The sequence below is a fragment of the Rhodococcus sp. ZPP genome (assembly GCF_017656075.1).
In the GTDB taxonomy this organism is placed as follows: domain Bacteria; phylum Actinomycetota; class Actinomycetes; order Mycobacteriales; family Mycobacteriaceae; genus Rhodococcus_F; species Rhodococcus_F oxybenzonivorans.
This window is the reverse complement of record NZ_CP058638.1, coordinates 19,618-40,231: the sequence shown is the minus strand read 5'-3', so window position 1 is coordinate 40,231 and position 20,614 is coordinate 19,618. Positions and strand designations below refer to the sequence as shown.

General features: G+C 66.1%; 15 protein-coding genes and 6 pseudogenes. 10 read left to right on the top strand and 11 right to left on the bottom strand.

Going from position 1 to position 20,614, the window contains the following annotated elements; translation table 11 throughout:
- Positions 1 to 115: 115 nt before the first annotated feature.
- A pseudogene (locus HYG77_RS00205) lies at positions 116 to 825 on the top strand (enoyl-CoA hydratase/isomerase family protein).
- On the opposite strand, the gene HYG77_RS00200 reads toward HYG77_RS00205, so the two are convergent.
- From HYG77_RS00200 to HYG77_RS00175, 6 genes are all read right to left on the bottom strand, one after another.
- Positions 812 to 1,264 carry a hypothetical protein gene (locus HYG77_RS00200; protein WP_109330051.1) on the bottom strand — a complete coding sequence of 151 codons (453 nt, stop codon included), beginning with the start codon at positions 1,262 to 1,264 and terminating at the stop codon, positions 812 to 814. The pseudogene HYG77_RS00205 and the gene HYG77_RS00200 overlap by 14 nt on opposite strands.
- Positions 1,225 to 2,205, bottom strand: a complete 981-nt coding sequence (locus HYG77_RS00195; protein WP_109330053.1) for an alpha/beta fold hydrolase — start codon at positions 2,203 to 2,205, stop codon at positions 1,225 to 1,227. Before HYG77_RS00195 ends, HYG77_RS00200 begins: the two co-directional genes overlap by 40 nt.
- 103 nt (positions 2,206 to 2,308) lie before the next feature.
- Positions 2,309 to 2,704: a VOC family protein gene (locus tag HYG77_RS00190; protein ID WP_109330055.1), complete on the bottom strand. Its 396-nt coding sequence runs from the start codon at positions 2,702 to 2,704 to the stop codon at positions 2,309 to 2,311.
- 59 nt (positions 2,705 to 2,763) lie between these two features.
- Positions 2,764 to 3,192, bottom strand: coding sequence for a PPOX class F420-dependent oxidoreductase (locus HYG77_RS00185; protein WP_109330057.1), 429 nt, complete (start codon positions 3,190 to 3,192; stop codon positions 2,764 to 2,766).
- Between the two features lie 538 nt (positions 3,193 to 3,730).
- A complete protein-coding gene (locus tag HYG77_RS00180) occupies positions 3,731 to 4,201 on the bottom strand; it encodes an SgcJ/EcaC family oxidoreductase (RefSeq protein ID WP_208961545.1) in 471 nt (156 codons plus the stop codon).
- A gap of 182 nt (positions 4,202 to 4,383) precedes the next feature.
- A complete protein-coding gene (locus HYG77_RS00175) occupies positions 4,384 to 4,695 on the bottom strand; it encodes a hypothetical protein (protein WP_162603236.1) in 312 nt (103 codons plus the stop codon).
- Positions 4,696 to 4,954: 259 nt separating this feature from the next.
- Here HYG77_RS00175 and HYG77_RS00170 point away from each other — a divergent pair, with 259 nt between their 5' ends.
- The 5 genes and pseudogenes from HYG77_RS00170 to HYG77_RS00150 all read left to right on the top strand — a co-directional run bounded on the left by HYG77_RS00170 (position 4,955) and on the right by HYG77_RS00150 (position 8,973).
- On the top strand, positions 4,955 to 5,161 hold the full coding sequence (locus HYG77_RS00170) for a hypothetical protein (RefSeq protein WP_208961544.1): 207 nt from the start codon (positions 4,955 to 4,957) through the stop codon (positions 5,159 to 5,161).
- 371 nt (positions 5,162 to 5,532) lie between these two features.
- A pseudogene (locus HYG77_RS40880) lies at positions 5,533 to 6,356 on the top strand (hydrolase).
- Positions 6,357 to 6,417: 61 nt separating this feature from the next.
- On the top strand, positions 6,418 to 7,218 hold the full coding sequence (locus HYG77_RS00160; protein WP_109330067.1) for a helix-turn-helix transcriptional regulator: 801 nt from the start codon (positions 6,418 to 6,420) through the stop codon (positions 7,216 to 7,218).
- A 13-nt stretch (positions 7,219 to 7,231) separates the two neighbouring features.
- The gene (locus HYG77_RS00155) at positions 7,232 to 7,402 is read left to right on the top strand and encodes an adenylate cyclase (protein ID WP_109330069.1); all 171 of its coding nucleotides are present in this window, start codon (positions 7,232 to 7,234) and stop codon (positions 7,400 to 7,402) included.
- Positions 7,403 to 7,575: 173 nt separating this feature from the next.
- Complete coding sequence (locus HYG77_RS00150) at positions 7,576 to 8,973, top strand: NAD(P)/FAD-dependent oxidoreductase (protein ID WP_109330071.1); 1,398 nt, start codon at positions 7,576 to 7,578, stop codon at positions 8,971 to 8,973.
- Positions 8,974 to 9,480: 507 nt separating this feature from the next.
- On the opposite strand, the gene HYG77_RS40570 is transcribed toward HYG77_RS00150, so the two are convergent.
- A complete protein-coding gene (locus HYG77_RS40570) occupies positions 9,481 to 9,837 on the bottom strand; it encodes a hypothetical protein (protein ID WP_280123287.1) in 357 nt (118 codons plus the stop codon).
- Between the two features lie 17 nt (positions 9,838 to 9,854).
- Here HYG77_RS40570 and HYG77_RS00140 point away from each other — a divergent pair, with 17 nt between their 5' ends.
- Positions 9,855 to 11,555, top strand: a complete 1,701-nt coding sequence (locus HYG77_RS00140) for a PQQ-binding-like beta-propeller repeat protein (protein WP_348273592.1) — start codon at positions 9,855 to 9,857, stop codon at positions 11,553 to 11,555.
- Between the two features lie 6 nt (positions 11,556 to 11,561).
- Here the strand turns inward: HYG77_RS00140 and HYG77_RS00135 are convergent, their stop codons facing one another.
- From HYG77_RS00135 to HYG77_RS00125, 3 genes and pseudogenes are all read right to left on the bottom strand, one after another.
- On the bottom strand, positions 11,562 to 12,752 hold the full coding sequence (locus HYG77_RS00135) for a sugar ABC transporter substrate-binding protein (protein WP_208961541.1): 1,191 nt from the start codon (positions 12,750 to 12,752) through the stop codon (positions 11,562 to 11,564).
- 115 nt (positions 12,753 to 12,867) lie between these two features.
- Positions 12,868 to 13,329: a PaaI family thioesterase gene (locus HYG77_RS00130; RefSeq protein WP_208961540.1), complete on the bottom strand. Its 462-nt coding sequence runs from the start codon at positions 13,327 to 13,329 to the stop codon at positions 12,868 to 12,870.
- A 264-nt stretch (positions 13,330 to 13,593) separates the two neighbouring features.
- Positions 13,594 to 14,332: pseudogene (locus HYG77_RS00125) on the bottom strand (hypothetical protein).
- A 176-nt stretch (positions 14,333 to 14,508) separates the two neighbouring features.
- Between HYG77_RS00125 and HYG77_RS00120 the strand changes: the two are divergent.
- The 3 genes and pseudogenes from HYG77_RS00120 to HYG77_RS00110 form a co-directional block, all read left to right on the top strand.
- Positions 14,509 to 15,958, top strand: a pseudogene (locus HYG77_RS00120) (iron ABC transporter permease); the annotation flags it as partial.
- 13 nt (positions 15,959 to 15,971) lie between these two features.
- Positions 15,972 to 17,079 (top strand): annotated as a pseudogene (locus HYG77_RS00115) (iron chelate uptake ABC transporter family permease subunit).
- Entirely contained in the window at positions 17,076 to 17,909 is an 834-nt protein-coding gene (locus HYG77_RS00110) for an ABC transporter ATP-binding protein (RefSeq protein ID WP_208963236.1), read from the top strand. The pseudogene HYG77_RS00115 and the gene HYG77_RS00110 overlap by 4 nt, the downstream one beginning before the upstream one ends.
- A 1-nt stretch (position 17,910) precedes the next feature.
- Here the strand turns inward: HYG77_RS00110 and HYG77_RS00105 are convergent.
- Positions 17,911 to 20,506: pseudogene (locus HYG77_RS00105) on the bottom strand (DUF2156 domain-containing protein).
- Positions 20,507 to 20,614 lie beyond the last annotated feature (108 nt).

Genomic DNA, 20,614 nt, shown 5'->3' with positions numbered 1-20,614 from the left:
GTTCACCGCCTCAGCTGTAGAAACACGACATACCCTGGCCGGTTGCGGTTGAAACTTCACGCACAGCCGGTGTATTCGGCGGGTGCTCGCCGCCGCGGTTGGGTAGCCTCGCGGCATGCCTTACTTGGAGCGGTCCGAAGACGTGTTCGTTCTCTACCTGGGTGAGCGGGGAAGTCGCGACAGCGAGAATGCCTTCCACCCGGACTGGCTCGAGCAGGTCGGGGATCTGCTGGACGAGGTCGAAAGCACGGACGGTCCCGGCGCGCTCGTCACCACCGCCGTCGGCAAGTTCTACTCCACCGGCCTCGACACCACGTGGGTCGTGCAGAACACGGACAAGCTGAACTCCTACATCGACCGCGTGCAGGAACTGTTCGCCCGGATACTGACGTTCCCGCTGCCCACCGTCGCAGCTCTACCCGGACACACTTTCGGTGGCGGCGCCATCCTAGCCACCGCCCACGATCACCGGATCATGCGCGAAGACCGCGGCTACTTCTGCCTGCCCGGGATCAGCATCGGCGCCAGCTACGCGCCCGGAAGCATTGCCTCCTCGCGGCACGACTGCCTGCGCCCGCGGCGCACACCGCCCTCGTCACCGGTCACCGCTACGGCGGTGCCGAAGCCCACGCCGCGGGCCTCGTCGACGACGTCGCCGCCGAGGACGACGTCCTCCCCAGAGCGATCGAACATGCCCGCGGGCTGGCCGCCACCCGCGGCCGCACCCTGCGCGAGATCAAAACCACCCTCTACACCGACGTCGTCGCATCCCTGCGCACCCCTGTGCAGAATCTCCAGGCTCAGGAGGCACTCAGCGCAGACTGACACCGGTGGATGTGCCGGATCGGCGCGTGCGCGTCCACTCGTCGAGGAGGAACCCGAGGCCCATCCCGAGCATCCATACATCCTTGCTGACCGCTAACCCGTTCTCGTTCGGCCAGATACTTCCCGGGTTACGCAGCCCCGGTGTCCGCGCATACATCGCGACCAAACCACCGGAAAAGGCGGTGAGTGCCGCGCCGGCCAGCGCGGTCGGCACGAGCGGCACCAACAGTGCGGCGCCGGTGCCGATCTCCGCCACCGACAGCATCTTCAGAAATCGTGCCGGCGGCACTCCGTTCAGAAAGGGAAAGGCGCCCGCGGCCATGCCGTGGATACCCGCGGCCGTCTGCTCGTCGCCGGGCCACTTCTGAAGTCCCGAATGCAAGATGAAACCTCCGGTCGCTATCCGTCCGGGCAGCTGTCCGAGTGTGGGAAGTCGCATGGGTTATCTCCTGCCGAGTACGAGGAAACGCCGGAATGGCTCCCTTCAGCCTCCCATCCGGCCGCCCGGCCGGGGAAGCCTCGGCCGGACTCTCGAGTGGGTGCAGGGTGTGCGGAGACGAAGTCGTCGATGATGCTGACAACCTCACCAGGCGCCTCCAGATGCGGATAGTGGCCGACACCGTCGAGGACGGCGAGTCGACTGCCCGGCATTGCATCGTGCGCCGCATAGGCGTGAGCGACGGGAATGATTCGGTCCGAGTCCCCCCAGATCAACTGGGTGGGCCGGTCGGCGTTCAAATAGAGACGGCTCAGCGCACTGACGGCCTGACCCCGGTAGTCGACGACGGCGCGCAATGTACGCAGAAATGCATGCCGAGTGTCCGGATCGGAGAGCGATGCGTAGGACTGCCACATCTCGTCACCCCGCACCGACCGCAGACCCGCCGCCCCCAGCCACGAGCGCACTGTGTTCCCCGCCTCTCGCACGACCCCCGGCGCGATCAGAGGCAGGAGAAACTCGGCTCCCGGCGCAGCCAGCAACCGGAGGGTCCAATTGACATCGCGTCCCAGCCCACCGCTACCGATGAGCACCAACCGATTACACAGTTCCGGATGCTGGTAGGAAAATTGCATCGCCACTCCGCCGCCCAACGACTGCCCGACGACCGTCACCCGTGGGATGCCGAGTTCGTCGAGGAGATCGCGCAACCACGCGGCGAATGCGCCGAGGGAGTAGTCACCGCGCGGTTTGGCGGAGCTGCCGTGGCCCGGCAGGTCCGGCGCCAGAACCTGATACCGGCGCGAGAGTTGGGGGATGACCGCACGCCAGGTGTCGGAGCTGCCGGCCATACCGTGTATCAGCAGGAGCGTCTCACCCTCACCGGAGAGGTGATAGGCAGCTTCGTCCCCGTGCAGTTCAGTGCGTTGGAGGCGAGACATCAACGCAACCTTCCCTTCGAATGGCGCCGAAGGTCGTATGGTACCCATCCTCGCCGAACCCGCAAGGCCTCCGCGCTGGTGTATCCGCGTGATGGAACACAGGTCAGGGCAGGTCGAGGCGTGCCTGCTCAGGTGCAGCGGCGTTGTCGACGACACAGAAGAGGTTGCCCTCGGTGTCGGCGAGGACCACGAAATCGGAGTCGTCGGGGTAGCGGTCCCAGGGCACCCGTCGTGCGCCGAGCCCGACGAGTCGTTCGATCTCGGCCGCCTGGTCGTCGCTGTCCCTGGCATAGAGGTCGAGGTGCATTCGCGGCTCGACCTGGGCGTCGTGGTCGCTCTGCTGGATCGACAGCAGCGGCCGCCCGTCGGGCAGATACAGGTTGGTGAAGCCGTTGCCGCCGAACGGATCGCCGGCGGTCAGCCCGAGTGCCCCTGCCCAGAACGCGGTTGCCCGCCGGATGTCGCGTGCCCCTATGACTGTGGTCCCAAATATCAGCATGCGCAGAATCTATGTCGATCGTCCCCGTCCTGTGGCCATGTTCGCCCGAAGAGCACCGCTCAGTCGGCGACGTCGCGGTGTGCCAGGACCTTCGCGATCCGCAGGCGAACCAGCAGCTCGCCTGCGACGCCGTTGCGTTCGCCGAACTCCTCGGCTCGGTCGACTCCCATGTACCGGCCACCGAGCCGCGCCGCCCATCGGCGCAGCTCGGCCGGATCCTCGGACACCGCGGCTGTTCCGGTGATCACAACGTATGCGAACGGTGGTCGGTCGTCGTCGACACACAGCGCGGCACGCCCGTCTCGGAGGAGGTTGCGTCCTTTGACGGTGGTCTTGCCGGTCGTGAACACGAGGTCGTCACCGTCCAGGACGAACCAGATGGGGGCCACGTGGGGGCTGCCGTCGGCGCGGACGGTCGACAGCTTGCCCGTGCGTGTTCCCGCCGAGACGAAAGTGCGCCATTCCTCGTCCGACATCCGTTCAGCCATGCCGTCATTCTCACACCTGAACCATCCCGGCAGCGGTAGAACGCGACGACGCGCGTGCGAGCGCGAATGCTAGGTCATGGGTTGACCACAGTGGACGCCGTCCGGCGGCCGTCATTACGTCACAGTGACGAAATGCGGTCAGGTGGCTGGAGTTCGGGAGCGCGGGGCAGCGGGGTCTCAGGCTCGCACGGGCACGTATGCGCCGACTCGTCGCAAGCCGTCCACATAGCGGGACGCTCGCTGTGGCTGCATATTATCCAACAGCATGAATCATCCGGACGTTCCGACGGGCGCCGGTTCGATCCCTCGCGACGTGCACTCCAGCGCAGCGTTGCAAGTCCGGCTAAGCAAGCAGAAGGCCGACCGACACACGGCCGTGGGAAAAGGCGTCCACGGGTATACCTGCAGACCATTCCGGGCGATGTGAGTGGTAAACCGCCAGGTCGGTAATTTGCCGATAATCGACATTATGTCAACTAGCGCGCGGACGGAGCACCCCCGGCGTCCGTTGTCGCGCTTCCGTCGACCCCCTTCCGGCTCACTGCGGGTTCACCGACGAATGGTGATGGGCGATCAGCCACTTACCGTCTTCGTACCGATACACCCACGTCACCCTGGCTGCCACATCTCGGCCATTGGCGTTGATGACCCAGCGACCCACGTTGTACGCGAGGTTGCAATCCGAGTATTTGACGCTTTCCTCCATGCGGATCTTGGGATCGGCTTTGATCAGGTTGGCGAAATACTCCGTGATCTCCCCCGGAGTGTCTGCTATAGGCACCGACAGCGTCGGCAGCAGCACCGCGTCCGACCGGTACAACTCGGCCACCTTGCTCGCGTCGCCGGTGCTCAGCGCCTCATTCCAACTTTCGAAAAGTGCATCCAGCTCGCTGTCGGTCGCGCGGACGCAATCCCCTTCGCCGCCAGCGGAATTGTCCGCCGTGCATGCCGTGATCGACATTGCCAACGCGAGAACTGCGAAGCCTGAGCCGAACGCCGTGGTCCTCATATCAGCCTCCGCGAAAAGATGCATAGGAAAGCCGCCAACCGATAGAGCGTAACTCCGGGGCCACCGGCCTGCAGATGCAATTGCACAGCGGATGCCGCAAGCCTGAGTTCGCTGCGACCGGCCGCCGTCAACACAGCCTGACGGTGGCGTTATGCCTTGGTCCTGAACTGGTCGACCTCGTTCTATCGCGATGTCGCAGTGGGGTTCGGAACAGCCGGTTTCCGATGACGCCTCCGGTACCACGCGTGGGCGGATTGTTTGCTCATCCCGAGAACACGTCCGATTTCGGACCAACTGGCTCCGTCCGCCAATGCGCGCCTGACGACGTCGAATCGTGCGTTGTGGAGTTCATTTTCGAGGTGGATGCTGATCGCCAGGGCGTCGAGATGACTGGGCGCCGGCGATCGCAGCTGAGCCCGTTCTGCGAGTTCCCTCCGCCGGGCAGCAGTTTCCTCGTCGCCCCGTTCGGCCGCCGCCACGGCTGCTTCGCTCATGTTCTGCACACTGTCGTAATGAACCCACAGCGCAGAGAGCCCCTCGACTCCCCTGACACCCTGCTGATCGCCGCTTTCCACGCCGTCAGCTTAAGCTGACGGCGTCGTCGGCGGTGCGATCGACTCAGGTCAGGCGGCTCGTGGCGGCATGCGATACCGGAGGGTGGCCGACCAGCACCCAGCGGTGCCTATTTCCTGTGTCGGGGATGGTGCAAGCTTCTAGCAGCGGCACACAGGTCGCCGACAATCAAGGAGCAGCATGATCCGAACCACGACAGCCCGGGCCACCGTTGCCGCCCTCGCCGCGCTCGCGATCTCACTGACCGGCGCCGCCGGAATCGCCTCCGCCAAGCCTGCCTCGCCCGGATCCGGGCCCAGCACCGTCTCCCCCAGCCAGAACGTCGAAATCCCCGGCCAGTGGGTGTGCTTCCCGGATGGCGTCTGCATCTGGGTTTCTTCGAAGTAGGGTGTCGACCGCGCCTCGAGGGGCGGTCCCGTCGCCCGAACGACATGCAGAGAAGAAGCCGCCGACACGATGGTGTCGGCGGCGTCTCGGGTGACGGTGCCCGCCAGTGCGCCTCTCGGCAAGTGGTCGCTCGCAGCGACAATATTGATGTGGTACCCGGGGCATTGGTCGAACACCGTCGGCCTGTTCAACCCCGCCGGTCCCCCACGTATTCCCGCACTCCTGGGCGCGCGAAGGTGTGAGGCCGGCCACCGCTCGGTCACCCTTCTTCGAGCCGGGCGCTGCTGCTCACCGAGTCGGCACAGTCCTGCGCGACGGCGGTCACCGCAGGATTAGCAACTCTGTGAGCTATGAGGATGCATGATCGAGGGGTGTTATTTCATCTCTGCGCCACGTGCGGCGTCGAACAGGACCCAACAACGCCCCTTCCCGGCGAATGCGCAATCTGTGCGGACGAACGCCAGTACATCCCACTGGGTGGTCAGGAGTGGACGACCGCCGAGGACCTCACCCGTTCCGGTCACCGCATTGTCGAGCGCGAACTCGAACCCGGGCTGCGCGGACTGTCGGTGGAGCCGAAGGTCGCGATCGGCCAGCAGTCTCTGGTGCTGAGCACCCCGGCCGGATCGCTGCTGTGGGATCCGATCGGCCATATCGACCCGTCCGCGGTCGAGGCTGTGGCCGCCCACGGGCCCGTACTCGCGGTCGCGGCCAGTCATCCGCACATGTTCGGCGTCCAAACCCAGTGGTCGGAGGCACTCGGGAATGTTCCGATCCTCGTGGCCGACGCAGATCGTGCATGGCTGGCGCGCACCGACGGCCCGATCGAGTTCTGGTCCGGCACCCACGATGTCGCGCCGGGGCTGACGTTGCAGCAGATCGGTGGGCACTTCCCGGGTAGTGCCGTGGCGCATTGGCGCGACGGCGCGGACGGGAAGGGAGTTCTTCTCACGGGGACGGCGTCTTCCCCAATCCGGATCGCCGCACGGTGTCGTTCCTACGCTCGTATCCCAACCGACTGCCACTCTCGGCCGCCGTTGTCAGGAGGATCGCCGACCAGCTGTCCCAGCTCGAATTCGACCGCATCGTCGGCAATTTCGACAATTCGATCGACACCGATGGTCGGGCGGCGCTCGAGTACTCGGCGGCCCGCCACTGCGCCTGGGTGAATGGCGAATTCGACGACCTGACGTGACCACCCCTCATGACGTCGGAGGTAATGGCCGCGACCGCCCCGCCACCCTAGGCTGGCCCGCATGACGACCCTGGACGATCGGCATACTTCGCACGTCGGCATCCACTTGCGAACGTGGCGGGAACGCCGCCGGTTGAGTCAGCTGGAGCTGGCGAATCGGGCAGAGGTCTCGGCGCGGCACGTCAGCTTCATGGAGACCGGGCGATCCAATCCGACGCGGGCGATGCTGCTGCGGCTGAGCGAGCATCTGGACATTCCCCTGCGCGAGCGGAACGAACTGCTGCTCGCGGGCGGATTCGCGCCGGAGTTCCCCGAGCACCGCCTGTCGGATGTGTCGATGGCGTCGATTGCGGACGCGATCGAGAAAATTCTTACCGCGCATTCGCCGTATCCGGCGGTGGTCGTGGACCGGCACTGGAACATGGTCGACGCCAATGACGCGGCGGCGATCTTGACGGACGGCTGTGCGCCGTCGTTGCTGGAACCGCCGGTCAACGTGCTGCGCCTCAGTCTCCATCCGGACGGGATGGCGCCGCGCATCGTGGATCTGGCCCAGTGGCGTGGGCATCTTCTGCATCGGCTCGCACACCAGATCGCGGTGACCGGTGACGACCGGCTCCGGGAACTGCTCGACGAGTTGAGCGGGTACCCCGGCGGTATATCGGAAGCCGGTGACCCAGCCGGTTCCCTCGTCGTTCCGCTCCGTATACGCCACCGCGGCGCAGAGCTGACCTTCCTCAGCACAACGACGATGTTCGGCACCCCACTCGACGTGACCGTGGCGGAACTCGCCATCGAATCGTTCTTTCCCGCTGACGCCACGACAGCGGCTACCCTGCGCAGTAGCGTGAGCAGCGACTGAGGAGGTACGTCCAATGGACTGGGCAGCAATAGGTGTGGGATTCGGTTACGTGGTGGTCGTGCTGACCATTCTCGTGGTGGTCGTGGGCGTCATCGCACTGTTCGTCTACTCGATCAAGTCGGACTACATCGTGCCGACCGACGAGAAATCGCGGTCGACGCGGCGGATCGAGCGAGCGCGGTAGATGCGTCAACCGCACAGGCGGGTGGTTCCCTCGGCGAGGGAACCACCCGCCTGTCGCTGTGCGCGGGCACCGGCCGGTCTCTGGATCGATTCCGTCCGAAGCAAGCCTTACTGAGACGCCCGTGGGCAAGACGACTACCGTTACACACGTCGCCTAGATTCGAGGAGCACGGAATGAGTATCCAGTCGGTTGAGTCACGCCGCCATCGCGTCGTGGTCATTGGATCCGGCTTCGGTGGTCTGTTCGGCACGCAGGCCCTCAAGAAGGCCGACGTCGACATCACCATGATTGCGCGCACCACTCACCACCTGTTCCAGCCCTTGCTGTACCAGGTGGCCACCGGCATTCTCTCCGTCGGCGACATCGCGCCCGCCACCCGGCTCGTGCTGCGTAAGCAGAAGAACGCTCGGGTGTTGCTCGGCGATGTCGAGTCGATCGACTTGGAAACGAAGACCATCACGTCCCGCTTCCTGGACCGGACCACCATCACTCCGTACGACAGCCTGATCGTGGCGGCAGGGGCAGGCCAGTCCTACTTCGGCAACGACCATTTCTCCGAGTTCGCGCCCGGAATGAAAACGATCGATGACGCGCTCGAGTTGCGTGGTCGCATCCTGGGCGCCTTCGAACAGGCGGAGCTGTCCCACGATCCGGAAGAACGCGCCCGGCTGCTCACGTTCGTGGTGGTAGGTGCGGGCCCGACGGGTGTCGAGTTGGCGGGGCAGATCGCCGAATTGTCACGTCGCACTTTGTCCGGCGCTTTCCGGAACATCGACCCGCGCGAGGCCCGAGTGATTCTCCTCGACGGCGCCGGGGACGTGCTGCCGGTGTATGGCGGCAAGTTGAGCCGCAAGGCAGCCGAGCAGCTCGAGAGGCTCGGCATCGAGATTCAGCTGGGCGCAATGGTCACGGACGTCGACGTCGACGGACTCGTGGTGAAGGACAAGGACGGAACCCAGCGGCGCATCGAGTCGCAGTGCAAGGTGTGGTCTGCCGGTGTGCAGGCAAGCCCGCTGGGCAAGCAGATCGCCGACCAGTCCGAAGCCGAGGTCGACCGGGCGGGCCGGTTGCTCGTGAACCCCGACCTGTCGGTGCCGGGCCACCCCGAGGTCTTCGTCATCGGCGACATGATGTCGCTGGACAAGCTGCCGGGGCTGGCGCAGGTCGCCATGCAGGGCGGAAAGTACGCGGCCAAGCAGATCATCGCCGGCTTACACGGTCAAAAGCCCGAGGATCGCCCGCCGTTCAAGTATTTCGACAAGGGCAGCATGGCCACGATCTCCCGGTTCAGCGCCGTCGCGAAGGTGGGCAAGCTCGAAATCAGTGGCTTCATCGGCTGGGTGGCTTGGCTGGCGATCCACCTGATGTATCTGGTCGGCTTCCGCAGCCGGTTGTCCACTCTGCTGTCGTGGACGGTGACGTTCCTCGGTCGTGGACGCGCGCAGATGGCATCCACCGAACAGTGGGTGTTCGCCCGCAATGCCATGGAACAGCTGGAACGCCACGAGCGCGAGAAGCAGGCTTCAATCGAACCGTCGACCGCTACAGGGCAGCGCAAGGCCGCGGGCTAGTTCCCGACCACAGCGAACACAGGCGCAGGGCACCGGGCTACTGGGTGCCCTTCGCGCGTTCGTGTCACTGATGGTTCGGTGGTTCATCGCGGACCGACTGCACCCACCGCCGCGGCGTAGCGAGGTCGGGTTGTCGGCGGTGGAGAAACCCGCAGGCGACCACGGTGATGGTCTGGCCGGGCCGCCAGCTTTCGGATGTCGTCCTGACCTCGGCAGGAATCGCCTCGAGCGCCGGGTATCCGGTGATCCCGCGCGGAAGTGTCGACCCACTCCGCTGTACCGGATTAGAATCGCGGGTTGGAAGGTCATTTCTTCGGCATCCCACAGCACCCGGAGAGCGCCAGTATCGGGCTGGCGGACTAGTAGGCGCGCATGAATGACGCGAGAGTACTGGCACACCGCTACCGGTTGGACGCGGTGCTCGGCATCGGTGGAATGGGTCGCGTGTACCGCGCGTGGGACTCTGTTCTGGACCGTCCGGTGGCAGTCAAGGTGCTACGAACCGAACTACTCGAAGAGGATCCCACGGGAAATTGCCTGGAGCGATTTCGTCGGGAAGCGCGAATTGTTGCCAGCTTCGACCACCCAGCGATCGTCCATGTGTACGACTTGGGTGAGGATATGCTCGGCGGCGAGCGAGCGCATTTCCTCGTCATGCAACTTGTTTCGGGGAAGACCTTGCAGCAGTGTCACCGCACGGATGGCCCGCTTGCGCTGCCTCTCCTCGTCCACGTCATGGGTGACGTGCTGAGTGCGCTGCAGCACGCTCACGAACGCGGAGTTGTTCACCGAGATGTGAAGCCGGCGAACGTTATGCTCACTGATTCCGGAGCGGTGAAGGTGATGGACTTCGGGATTGCGCACCTGAGGGTTGCAGTAACCTGCTGACGGGAACCGGCAACATTATCGGCACCGTCGCCTATCTGGCACCTGAGCAGGCTCGCGACAGCCGACTCGTCGATGCGCGCTCCGACGTGTACTCCGTCGGATGTATGTTGTATCACCTCCTCACCGACCGGCTGCCCTTCCCTGGTGATACCCCGTGGCAGATCCTCGCCTCGCAGCTGGAGCGTCGTTACGTTCCGGCTTCTGAGGTGAGACCGATGCTCGGCACCGTCTTCGACGACGTTCTGAAGCGGGCCCTTGCCCTCGAACCAGACCATCGCTATTCCAGTGCCGCCGAAATGTGTGTGGAGCTGTTCGCCCTGAAGCCCAGCCTCTCGGCCGAACCGGGCCAGTTCGCGTCCGACCGCACCTCGGCGTCCGCATCCGCATCCGCGACGATGTTGTCGGGACCGGACGACACCGAAACGCAGGTTGCGAACCTGCCCAGCAAATTCCACTCCACAGCGCCGGCTTCGGGACCCATAGGCCTGCAGACCGGATCGTCGCCGGAAGTGCGCCATCCGTCCTTCGACAGCCTGGCGCCGCCACCGCTCACACCGGCATCTCCGCCGACGGATCAACCGTTGGTCGGCAGAACCGGGCCGAGCCGCCGGGAAGTCCTGGCCGGTTTGGGTGGAGGGGCAGTACTCGTGGCCGGTGGGGCCGCGATCTGGTTGATCACGTCCTCCTGGGACGGGCAGCCCTCTTCTCCAACTCTTTCCGGTCGACCCGGCGCGGTGCTGTGGACTGCTTCGGCTGGCACCGTGATCATCTTCTCGGCGCCGACCCTGGGTGCCGGCCTCGTCTACATAGGTGGCTACGACAACAACGTGTACGCGTTGGACGCAGCGACCGGGGTGCAGCGCTGGACAGCTGCCACCGGGGACCGGGTCAGGCCGTCGCCGGCCTTCGCCGACGGACTGGTCTATGTCGCGAGCTGGGACGGGAACGTCTACGCACTCGAGGCGAAGACGGGAGAAGAGCGCTGGAAGACCGCACCCGGCAACCCGGGCGACACGTTCCCGGTTTCACCGGTGGTGTCCGACGGGACGGTGTACTTCGGTGCTACCGACTGGTACGTCTACGGGCTCGACTCGGCCACCGGTGCGATGCGCTGGAAGACCCGCACGAACGGTGCCGCCGCCGCGGCCCCAGCGGTCGCAGATAGTGTGGTGTACCTCGGAACCGAGGGGTACGTGTACGCGCTGGATGCCCACACCGGCACGGCGCACTGGGCGAGCCCCGTGGGGGGCCAGGTCTGGTCGTCGCCGGCCGTTGGGGACGGACGCGTCTACCTCGGCAACGAGGACTTCGCGGTGTATGCGCTCGACGCCGGCTCCGGCGAAGTCCGCTGGAAGACCCTTACCGGCGGCGAGGTTTATTCGTCGCCGGCGGCAGCGGGGGGCCTGGTTTACGTCGGCAGCTACGACAAGAACGTGTATGCGCTCGACGCCGGCTCCGGCGAAGTCCGCTGGAAGACCCTTACCGGCGGTCAGGTTCATTCGTCACCGGCCGTGGCAGACGGCGTGGTTTATGTCGCCAGCTGGGACGGCTACCTCTATGCCCTTGACGCGCAGGACGGCACGGTACGGTGGAAAACTCCAATGGGCGGGCAGGTCTGGTCCTCGCCGACCGTCTCCGACAAGCTGGTCTACCTCGGAAATTACAACGGGAAGGTATACGCCGTCGAGAGATGACCGCGGTTACCTCGGTACGTACTCCTCATGCCAAACGATCTCGCGGGTGGCGTAACTGACGTTGCCGAGCAGCGGCAGGTAACGTTCGTAGCGTGTGCGATCGGCGAAGACCGCTGCGGGACTCGCATTGTCCGCTATGTAAGTGTCGACGCTGCCTGGCGAATCGAGCACGATCGGTTTTGCCACGATAACCCGCGGGATCTGCTTACCCTCGATCCAGTCGGCGGCAAATTGTCCCAGCCCGTATCCCATCAGGTGCCACGGGAACGCAATGCTGGCGCGGTAGGGTCCGTCGTTCTTGACAAGTGCCAGCGCCTCCTTGTCGCCGTCGACACCGGAGAAGTACATGTCGTCGGCGAGCTTGCCGGACTGGTCCAATGCCCTGTAGGCGCCCACCACCAGGGTGTCACCACCGAGGATGATCCTGATGTCGGGCTGCTCCGCGATGACGGTGCTCATGATCGCGGCACCATTGGCGGTCGAGATGTCGGGTGCATCCACATCGCTGACCACGCTCAAGCCACTGCCTGCGCTCCGCAGGCCGTCCAGTACGCCGGCGTGCCTCAACTGCAGCTGCGGTGAGGCGGAGTCCAAATTGAAGTAGTGCACTTTCGCGTTCCCCTGGAGGCGCGCGGTCGCGAAATCCGCTGCTGCCTTGCCCTGCGTGAAACCGATGTCGTACTGGTTGGCGGCGACCTGGAGCGTGCTCGGCTGAGTGATGATGCCTTGCACGCAGACGCCTTGTCGCAAGGCGGCATCGAGGATGGGCCGTTGAATCACGGCGTTGAGCGGTTGGAATGCCAGTGCGCCGACGCCGCGGGCAAGGAACGTTTCGAGCTGGCGGAGATTCTTCGTAGGGTCGTCGCCAGAGAAGGCGGTGAGGTATTGCAATCCCCGTTCCCTCGACGCGGCTTCTACCCCGGCACCGAGGGCGAGGAAGAACTCTGCGGCCGCGGTGCTGGCCCAAGCGGCGCGCCGGGGTAGTCCAGTGGGGGGTCCGCTTGGCAACGAGGGATCGAATTGGCCGAGTTCCTCAGGCGGCGCCGGCGATTTCGGGCCGCCGGTCTCCGATTGGCCGTTCTTCGACGCACACGCCGCCGAGAGCGCGGCGCCGGCCATGCCAGACCCCGCCAGCGCCCCTAGTCTGAGCAGGTCACGGCGACTCAGTCCGGGCAGGTGCCGCTTCGCGAACGGCATGGCTCGACGATAGCAAGCGAATCAGTTCGTGGCGATCGAGATGGCGTTGCCCGGTTGGCGGATGCGCGAGTTGTCGGCGACCCCACCCGCACCAGGGCCGACTCGTCGAGCTCGGTCACTTGCCCAGCGAGGCGGTGTCGGTGATGTTCGCCAATCGGACCTGACCCTTCGAGACCAGCCGATCGCTCTCGTCGGTGATCCGGACCTCCCACAATTGCTGGGTGCGACCGCGGTGAATCGGGCTGGCCTCGGCGGTCAGCGTGCCGTCGCGTGTGGCGCGGAGAAAGTCGGTGTTGTTGTTGACCCCGACCACGTGTCCCCGACCGCCCAACCACATCATTCCGGCCGTGCTTGCCACCGATTCGACGACTGCGCAGTACACGCCGCCGTGCTGAATTCCGGCGGGCTGCTGCAGGTCCGGGGTGACCGTCCACTGGGCGCACACGCGATCCGGACCGAGTTCGGTGTACTCGAGACCGATCACGGCATCGAATCCCTTGCCCAATCGCTGAAGCATCACGTCGGTGCCGATCGGACCGTCGCCGTTCGTGGCCTGCCGTTCGGGGGAACCCACCATCACACACTCCATTGGATCACTGGGCGCTGTCGCAGCGCATTCGTTTCTCCTGCCTACACGACGTCGGTGCGGGAGCGGGAAGCAGGTGTGCCGAAAACAGATCGGCGGGCCCCACACCCTTCGGTGTGAGGCCCGCCATGAGTGGACCGGGAGTCGCTGCAGCCCTCAGGACTCCGGTACGGTCCGGCAGTTCGGTTCGAGATGTCGTGCGTGCCGACGTGGCCCCCTGACTATAGGCAAGGCTGCCCTAATTTTGCAACCGCTTCAGTGAATCCGCGTCAGCCGGGTCTTCCACCGGACCGGCGCACCGGCGGACACGAAAGCGTCCAATATGCCCTGACCGCGGCGCTGAGCGGCCGACTCCCCTCGCCTGCGAGGATCGGCACGTATGTCGAGGCGCCGAGTATTGCCTCCCGACCAGACCCCAGAAGCGAGAGGCGTCGATCGGCGTGCACCGCGCGATCGCGTCGAAAATCGCGTGCAGCGATGTGAGGCAACGGTGAACGGTCCAAACCAGGAGTGCTCGTTCACACGGCACTGTCACCGTGCCCCGGGTGCCGGCCCACGGATCGTCGGGCAGAACCCGCATCGTGTCGTCGGCGAGCCCCGCCCAATCGATGCCGCCGTCGCTGTCCATGTGAATCCACAGATTCTCGAGGCCCGGGTCCCACGCGCGCCCTTCGAGGACGACGAGCGCGGTGACTCGCCCGACCACGGCGTGGATGAGCGAGGTGGCGACCTGCATCGCGGCGACGTCGGGGTCCGGAACGTCCTCGAGGGAGCGGGCCCACATACGCGGAACGCGGTCACCGTCCAGATCGTCTGCAAGCGACCACCACCGCCGTTTTCCCTCGTCGGCCATCGATGCGACCGCATACATCCGCGGATAGTCGGGATTCAATGAGCGAAGGCGCGCGCAGGACGCGTCCAGAGCGGTCGCGGGGGCAGACAGGGTAGAAGTCACCGTGCACTCCAATCGGTCGGGTGGAACCGTTCTCAACATAGGTGAGCCTAACCAAATTGCAAGAGTTGCTTTCCTGTGATGTAGAGCACCCACTGCAGCGCGCCGGAAGTGGACATACCGCCCGGAGAGACATCAGAGATAGGGTTCCGTAACCTAAGTAGTTGAATCGGTGCAGATTCGGTTCCGGTGCACACACGTCAGGAGCTTTTCCCGCAGTGACGACGACGAGACAGTTCGGCAGCGACCTCCCGCACCTGCCGACCGACGAGGAGTACGGGAAGCGCGACATTCCGCGCGGTCCGGCTCCCCTGCCTCTGCGGGCACTCGCAGGATTCCTGGATGCGGTCGTGGTGGCCATTCCCCTGGTTCTCGGCTGGTACATCGTCGATGCGCTCAGTGACAGCAACGGCGGCGGTCAGGCAGACCGGGTCGTCTTCGGTGGTGCAACCGTCGCGATCGCCGTCGGACTGGCGGTCTGGAACAAAGGGTTTCGGGAGGGCAACACCGGGCAGAGCTCAGGCAAGGGGTGGGTCGGTCTCGTGACCCGGGATGCTACGAGCCTCGGCGCGATCGGCCCGAAGCGATCGTTGTGGCGCCTGGTTCAGCGGTCCGGTACCGAGGTGGTCCGCGACCGTACAGCGGACGACGAGGGATTCGTGGCTCGCGAGAAGGACGGGTCCGTCGCCGCGAGCCGCCGCCGCCGGCTGATCGGACTGGGCGTCCTCGTGGTCTTGCTCGGGCTCGTGTTGCTCGCCAGCATCGCGGTCGGGGCGCGCCCTCTCGTTCACGGAGATCTTTTCCGCGCTGTTCGACGCGGACGGGTCCCAGGCAGACATCATCGTCCGTACGTTGCGTGGCCCCCGCACGATCCTCGGCCTCGTCGTCGGAATGGCACTAGGGGTTGCGGGTGCGCTGATCCAGGGTCACACCCGTAATCCCCTCGCGGACGCGGGCCTTCTCGGCCTCAACGCGGGCGCCGCGTTCCTCGTCGTCCTCTCGATGTACCTGTTCGGATTCAGCGCCCCGAGTGAGTACCTCTGGTTCGCCTTCGCCGGATCGTTCCTTGCGAGCGTGGTGGTGTTCGGCCTGTCATCGATCGGCAACGGAGCCGCCAGCCCGTTGAGCCTCGCCCTGGCCGGAGCCGCGGTCGCCTTCTTCCTGCAGGCGATGACCAACGCGATCATCATCGTCGACCAGGCCAGCCTCGACTCCTACCGGTTCTGGGTGGTCGGTTCCGTGGCCGGACGCGGATTCGATGTGCTCTGGCAGGTGCTGCCGTTCCTCGTGATCGGCCTGCTGCTGGCCCTCGCCAGCACCCCGGGCCTCAACTTGCTGAGCCTCGGCGAAGACGTGGCCCGCTCCCTCGGCACCAACATCGGCGCGAGCCGCGCCCTCGGCATCGTGGCGATCACCCTGCTGACCGGGGCAGCGACGGCCGCCTGCGGTCCGATCGCCTTCATCGGCCTCGTCGTTCCGCACGTGGCACGCGCGATCACCGGCCCCGACTACCGCTGGCTGGTGCCCTACGCGGGACTCCTCGGCGGCGTGATGCTGGTGACCGCGGACGTCATCGGACGTGTTGTCGTGCGCCCCGGTGAACTTCAGGTCGGGATCGTCCTGGCCGTCTTCGGTGCCCCATTCTTCATTGCGTTGGTGCGGCGCAGAAGCTGGCAAGCCTGTGACCGTCGACGACCAGACCCGCCCCGATCCGGTCGCGCCGGCGAAGTCCCGCGTCCCGGCACGACCGCCTTTCCGGCTCGGTCCGATCTCCCTCGTCCTGCGTCCCCTCGGCATCGCGGTGAACGTTGCGCTCCTCGCGGCGCTGTTCCTCGTGCTGTGCCTGAATATCGGCCGCGGCGACTACCCGCTGTCCATTCCCGAGGTCACCACGGTCCTCTTCGGCGGCGGCACCAAGGCGCAGAGCTTCATCGTCATGGATCTACGACTGCCGCGGTCGTTGACCGGGGTGTTCATCGGCATGGCCCTCGGACTCGCCGGCGCGCTGACCCAGTCGATCGCCCGCAACGCGCTGGCCAGCCCCGACATTCTCGGGATCACCTCGGGCGCGAGTGCGGCCGCCGTCGCCCTCATCGTCCTCGGCGGAGGTGGCAGCTTCGTCGGGCTCCTCGCCACCCTGGGAATTCCTCTGGCCGCGTTGTGCGGTGCACTTCTGACCGCGCTGACCATCTATCTTCTGGCGTGGCGCGGCGGGGTCGAGGGCTACCGGCTGATCCTCATCGGCATCGGCATCAACGCCATGCTCATCGCCGTCACCGGATGGCTTCTCATCTCCGCGGACATCAACGACGCCTCCCGCGCCCAGGTGTGGCTCAACGGGTCACTGAATGGTGCGTCGTGGAGTCAGGTGTGGCCGGTGATGGTCGCGGTCGTCCTCGTCGGCGGTTATGCGATCGGATCCTCGTTCACGATGGGTGCGCTGCGCCTCGGCGACGACAATGCCGTGTCGCTGGGTGTGCGACTGCAGTGGTCGCAGGCACGGTTACTTCTCATGGCGGTGGCCCTCGCCGGAATCGCGACAGCGGCCGCCGGCCCGGTCGGATTCGTCGCCCTCGCCGCCCCGCAAGGTCGCGCTGCGGTTGGTGCGGTCGGCCGGGCCACCCCTCATCGCGTCCGCGTTGACGGGTGCGGTGCTCGTGGTCGGCAGCGATGTGATCGCGCGCACGATCCTGCCGGTCGAGTTGCCGGTCGGAATCGTCACCTCGGCCCTCGGCGGGCCGTTCCTGCTCTACCTGTTGGTTCGCAACAATCGGAAGGTTTCGGCATGACCGTGCAGACCGACTCTCGGCTGAGCGCCGAGGACCTGAGCCTGGGATACGGCGACCGCATCATCGTCGAGAACCTGAATCTCGAGGTGAAGACCGGGGTGATCACCACCGTGATCGGCCCCAACGGGTGCGGAAAGTCCACCTTGCTGCGGGCGCTCGGCCGGCTCCTGAAACCTCGGTCCGGTTCGGTGGTCCTCGACGGCAAGGCGATCGGTTCGCTCCGCACCAAGGATGTCGCCCGCATCCTCGGGATGCTCCCCCAGGCGCCGATCGCGCCGGAGGGGCTCACCGTCGCCGACCTCGTGGCCCGCGGACGGCATCCGCACCAGTCGTGGATTCGGCAGTGGTCGTCCGACGACGAAGGCGAGGTGGCGGAGGCACTTGCGTTGACCGGAGTCTCCGAACTGGCGGACCGCCCCGTCGACCAGCTGTCCGGTGGGCAACGTCAGCGCGCCTGGATCTCCATGGCGTTGGCGCAGGGCACCGACATTCTGCTGCTCGACGAGCCCACCACCTACCTGGATCTCGCGCATTCGATCGAGGTGCTCGACTTGGTGGACCGGATGCACGAGGAGATGGGCCGCACCGTCGTGATGGTGCTGCACGACCTCAACCTGGCGATCCGCTACAGCGACCAGCTGATCGTGATGCGTGACGGCAAGGCCGTCGCCCGCGGCGCACCCAAGGACATCATTTCTGCCGAACTTCTCCTCGAGGTGTTCGGGCTCGAAGCCGCGGTGATCGGCGACCCGGTGTCCGACCGTCCGCTGGTGGTGCCGATCGGCACCCGCCATGTGTACGGCGCGGTGGGCGGCCCGGAGCGGGCCTAAGTCACCGCCCGGGTCGGCGACCACCGATCATCGTGCGCACCAACCGCACGCCCTGCCCCAGAGACACGGTGGGCAGGTACGCCCGTCCGACAGCGTTTCCGATGCTCGGCAGGGCGGCCGGGTCCGCGAAGGTCATGTGCATGGCCACGTAGCGGGGCTGGAACTTCGACTTGAATGCCAGGAGCGATCGGAACCCGTACACCGGTTCGAGGGTGCGCCCGAGGAGATCGAGGACGCTGTCCATGACGGTGGACAGGCTCGACGATTCGGCCTGTTCCGCGGCGTCCGCGTCGCGGTCGGGTTGTTCGACCTTCGCGAGTGGCGCGCCGGACAGGCTGAGGAACTCGGCCCCTTCCGCCTCGAGTTTCAGCGCGGCGGACGCGATGAGAAACTCCATTGCCGGCCGGAATCCCTCGGAGCGGCGGCGCATGAAGTCGAGGGTCCAGCCCACCACCTTCCCGTCCCGGTACACCGGCAGCCACGAGGTGACCCCATGCACGGTGCGGTCGCCGTCGACGGCGATCAGGCAGCGCACCTCGGGGTCGTCGACCTCGTCGAGGCCGCCGAGGGTGAATCCCATCTCGGGCATTCCCTTGTCGGCCACCCATTCTTCGGATATCGCCGTGATTTGGTCGGTGATCGACAACGGGGCGCTGGGGAAGCTGACCCATTCGGCGGTGATGCCCGACTTTTTCGCCTTGTTCAGGGCGGTGCGGATGTCCTGGAAGCGTTTGCCCGTGAAGGCGATGGTGCCGAGGTCGAGCACCGTCTCCTCCGCGACTTGGATACCACTCCAGCCGAGGTCGTCGGTGACGGCGCGCACGGCGGAGGTCACCGAGTAGAAGCACGGGATCCACCCGTTGGCGGAGGCGAATTCGGCGAACTCGGTGACGGTCTCCCGGAGCCGATCCGGGGGGCCGACCGGATCCCCCGTGGTCAACGCGACCCCGGCGATGACGCGGTACGCGACGTAGCTGGTGTCGTCGGGGGCGAACCAGTAGTTGTTTCCCCGCCACGTCGTCATCCATGACAACGGACTGCCGCTCCCCGACTTCAGCAGGGCCCGCGCGCGGGCGGCGGCGTCCGAGTCCGCACCGAGCGCCGGGCGCAGGAAGGTGGCCGCCACCAGCGCGCATGCCGTCAGCCAGAACACCACCCCGGTCCATTCGTACAGCAGGGTCGCGGGAACGTTGACCGGTAGCAGGCGTGGGTCGAGCCACTGCAGATAGACGGGTGGAATCAGGCGCTCCGGGAAATTGGCGAGCAGGGTGGTGGCGGAGGGCCGATGATCGAAACCGTTCCGGGCCCACAGGCCGCCGAGGACGTAGAGGACGGCGAGTCCGGCCGTCACCGCCGCCAGCGCGACCGCGAGGCGGCGGTAGGTTCCGGCGGGGGCGGTGACGTCGAAGAATCGTCGGGTGGCGAGGAGGACGATCAGGATCACCAACGGGGTCAGGAACGGCACCAGCGTTCGATACAGGTTGGGGTCCGCCAGCCCGTAGAACAGTGATTCCTCCTCGAACGAGTCGATGAACCGGACCGCGAAGTTGAGCAGGGACAGCACCAGCAGGACCACCTGCGCGACCACTGCCCCGACCCAGGCGAAGCGCCGGCCGCGCCGCAGTCCGTCGCTGAGGGTGAGCAGGAACAGCGACGGCATGAGACTGAGCAGTGTCGGCCCCACCCCGGACAGTCGCAGTTCGAGTAACCCGCGGCGGCATTCGGGGTCGGCGGCGTTCACCTCGCAGAGTTCGCGAACCTCGGTGGCGGTGTACGGAATTCCCGGAACAGATCTCGCAGCACGGCCAGGGTCCGACCGCTTCCGCCGAGAGCGCTGCGATCATCGGTCCGACGGCGCTGGCGGCCACCACGATGGCGACCAGCACCCGGCCCTCTCGCTGGGTGCCGGCGATCCGCTCGCCCCGCGCCGAGCGGCCGACGATCCAGGGTCCGGCCACCAGGCCCACCACAGCGGCGGCGAGCCGGACCACGTCCTGCAGGGATCCGCTGAACAGGGCCAATGTGATGGTGAAGGCGAGCACGCCGACCCGGATTCGACGTCGCCACAGGGTGCCCATGTCGGAACTCGCCACCATGGCCGCACCGATGATCCAGGTGCTGGGCCCGACCGCCATACCCACATGGAGCCGGAAACCCCAGTCCGCGTCCACAACCTTCGCGACGGCGGCGACCGCCAACGCGAGCAGCCCACCGACCACTTGTGTCACCACTGCCGCCAGGGCGAACCGCGCCGAACCCATCCGGCGCTCCAACGGCGCCGCGGCCAGGAAGACGAGAACGGTGGTGGCCAGATAGGCGAGGATGTCGTCGCCCCACAGCCCCGCCGACAGCAGGGTCCAGACCCATCCGTGCTCGAACGCCCGGATGCCGAGGGCCACGTGCTGCGACAACGCGTGGGAGGGTCCGCCGATCACACTCGAGGTCGCGAACGCCACCAGCCAGATCACAACCAGGAGGGCGATGCTGACCGGTGCGCCGGCCACGCCGAAGCGCACCCATTCCGCTACCCGACCCGGCGCCCCGGTGACCTTCGCCGCCGCACTGTCCCCAGTGACTGCATTGCCGTCGATACTCATCCGCCAGGTCCCCACTCTCCCGCGATGTCGAGAACGAAAGCCCGCCCGGCGACACAGCCGCCGAAGTCGACGGCCGGTGGCCGTCCTCCGACCGTAAACCACCTGTTC

Excerpts from the sequence above, each read along its gene's own strand:
- HYG77_RS00200 (WP_109330051.1), bottom strand. The coding sequence starts at position 1,264 with ATGCGACTTCCCACACTCGGACAGCTGCCCGGACGGATAGCGACCGGA.
- HYG77_RS00195 (WP_109330053.1), bottom strand. The coding sequence starts at position 2,205 with ATGTCTCGCCTCCAACGCACTGAACTGCACGGGGACGAAGCTGCCTAT.
- HYG77_RS00190 (WP_109330055.1), bottom strand. The coding sequence starts at position 2,704 with ATGCTGATATTTGGGACCACAGTCATAGGGGCACGCGACATCCGGCGG.
- HYG77_RS00185 (WP_109330057.1), bottom strand. The coding sequence starts at position 3,192 with ATGGCTGAACGGATGTCGGACGAGGAATGGCGCACTTTCGTCTCGGCG.
- HYG77_RS00180 (WP_208961545.1), bottom strand. The coding sequence starts at position 4,201 with ATGAGGACCACGGCGTTCGGCTCAGGCTTCGCAGTTCTCGCGTTGGCA.
- HYG77_RS00175 (WP_162603236.1), bottom strand. The coding sequence starts at position 4,695 with ATGAGCGAAGCAGCCGTGGCGGCGGCCGAACGGGGCGACGAGGAAACT.
- HYG77_RS00170 (WP_208961544.1), top strand. The coding sequence starts at position 4,955 with ATGATCCGAACCACGACAGCCCGGGCCACCGTTGCCGCCCTCGCCGCG.
- HYG77_RS00160 (WP_109330067.1), top strand. The coding sequence starts at position 6,418 with ATGACGACCCTGGACGATCGGCATACTTCGCACGTCGGCATCCACTTG.
- HYG77_RS00155 (WP_109330069.1), top strand. The coding sequence starts at position 7,232 with ATGGACTGGGCAGCAATAGGTGTGGGATTCGGTTACGTGGTGGTCGTG.
- HYG77_RS00150 (WP_109330071.1), top strand. The coding sequence starts at position 7,576 with ATGAGTATCCAGTCGGTTGAGTCACGCCGCCATCGCGTCGTGGTCATT.
- HYG77_RS00135 (WP_208961541.1), bottom strand. The coding sequence starts at position 12,752 with ATGCCGTTCGCGAAGCGGCACCTGCCCGGACTGAGTCGCCGTGACCTG.
- HYG77_RS00130 (WP_208961540.1), bottom strand. The coding sequence starts at position 13,329 with ATGGTGGGTTCCCCCGAACGGCAGGCCACGAACGGCGACGGTCCGATC.
- HYG77_RS00110 (WP_208963236.1), top strand. The coding sequence starts at position 17,076 with ATGACCGTGCAGACCGACTCTCGGCTGAGCGCCGAGGACCTGAGCCTG.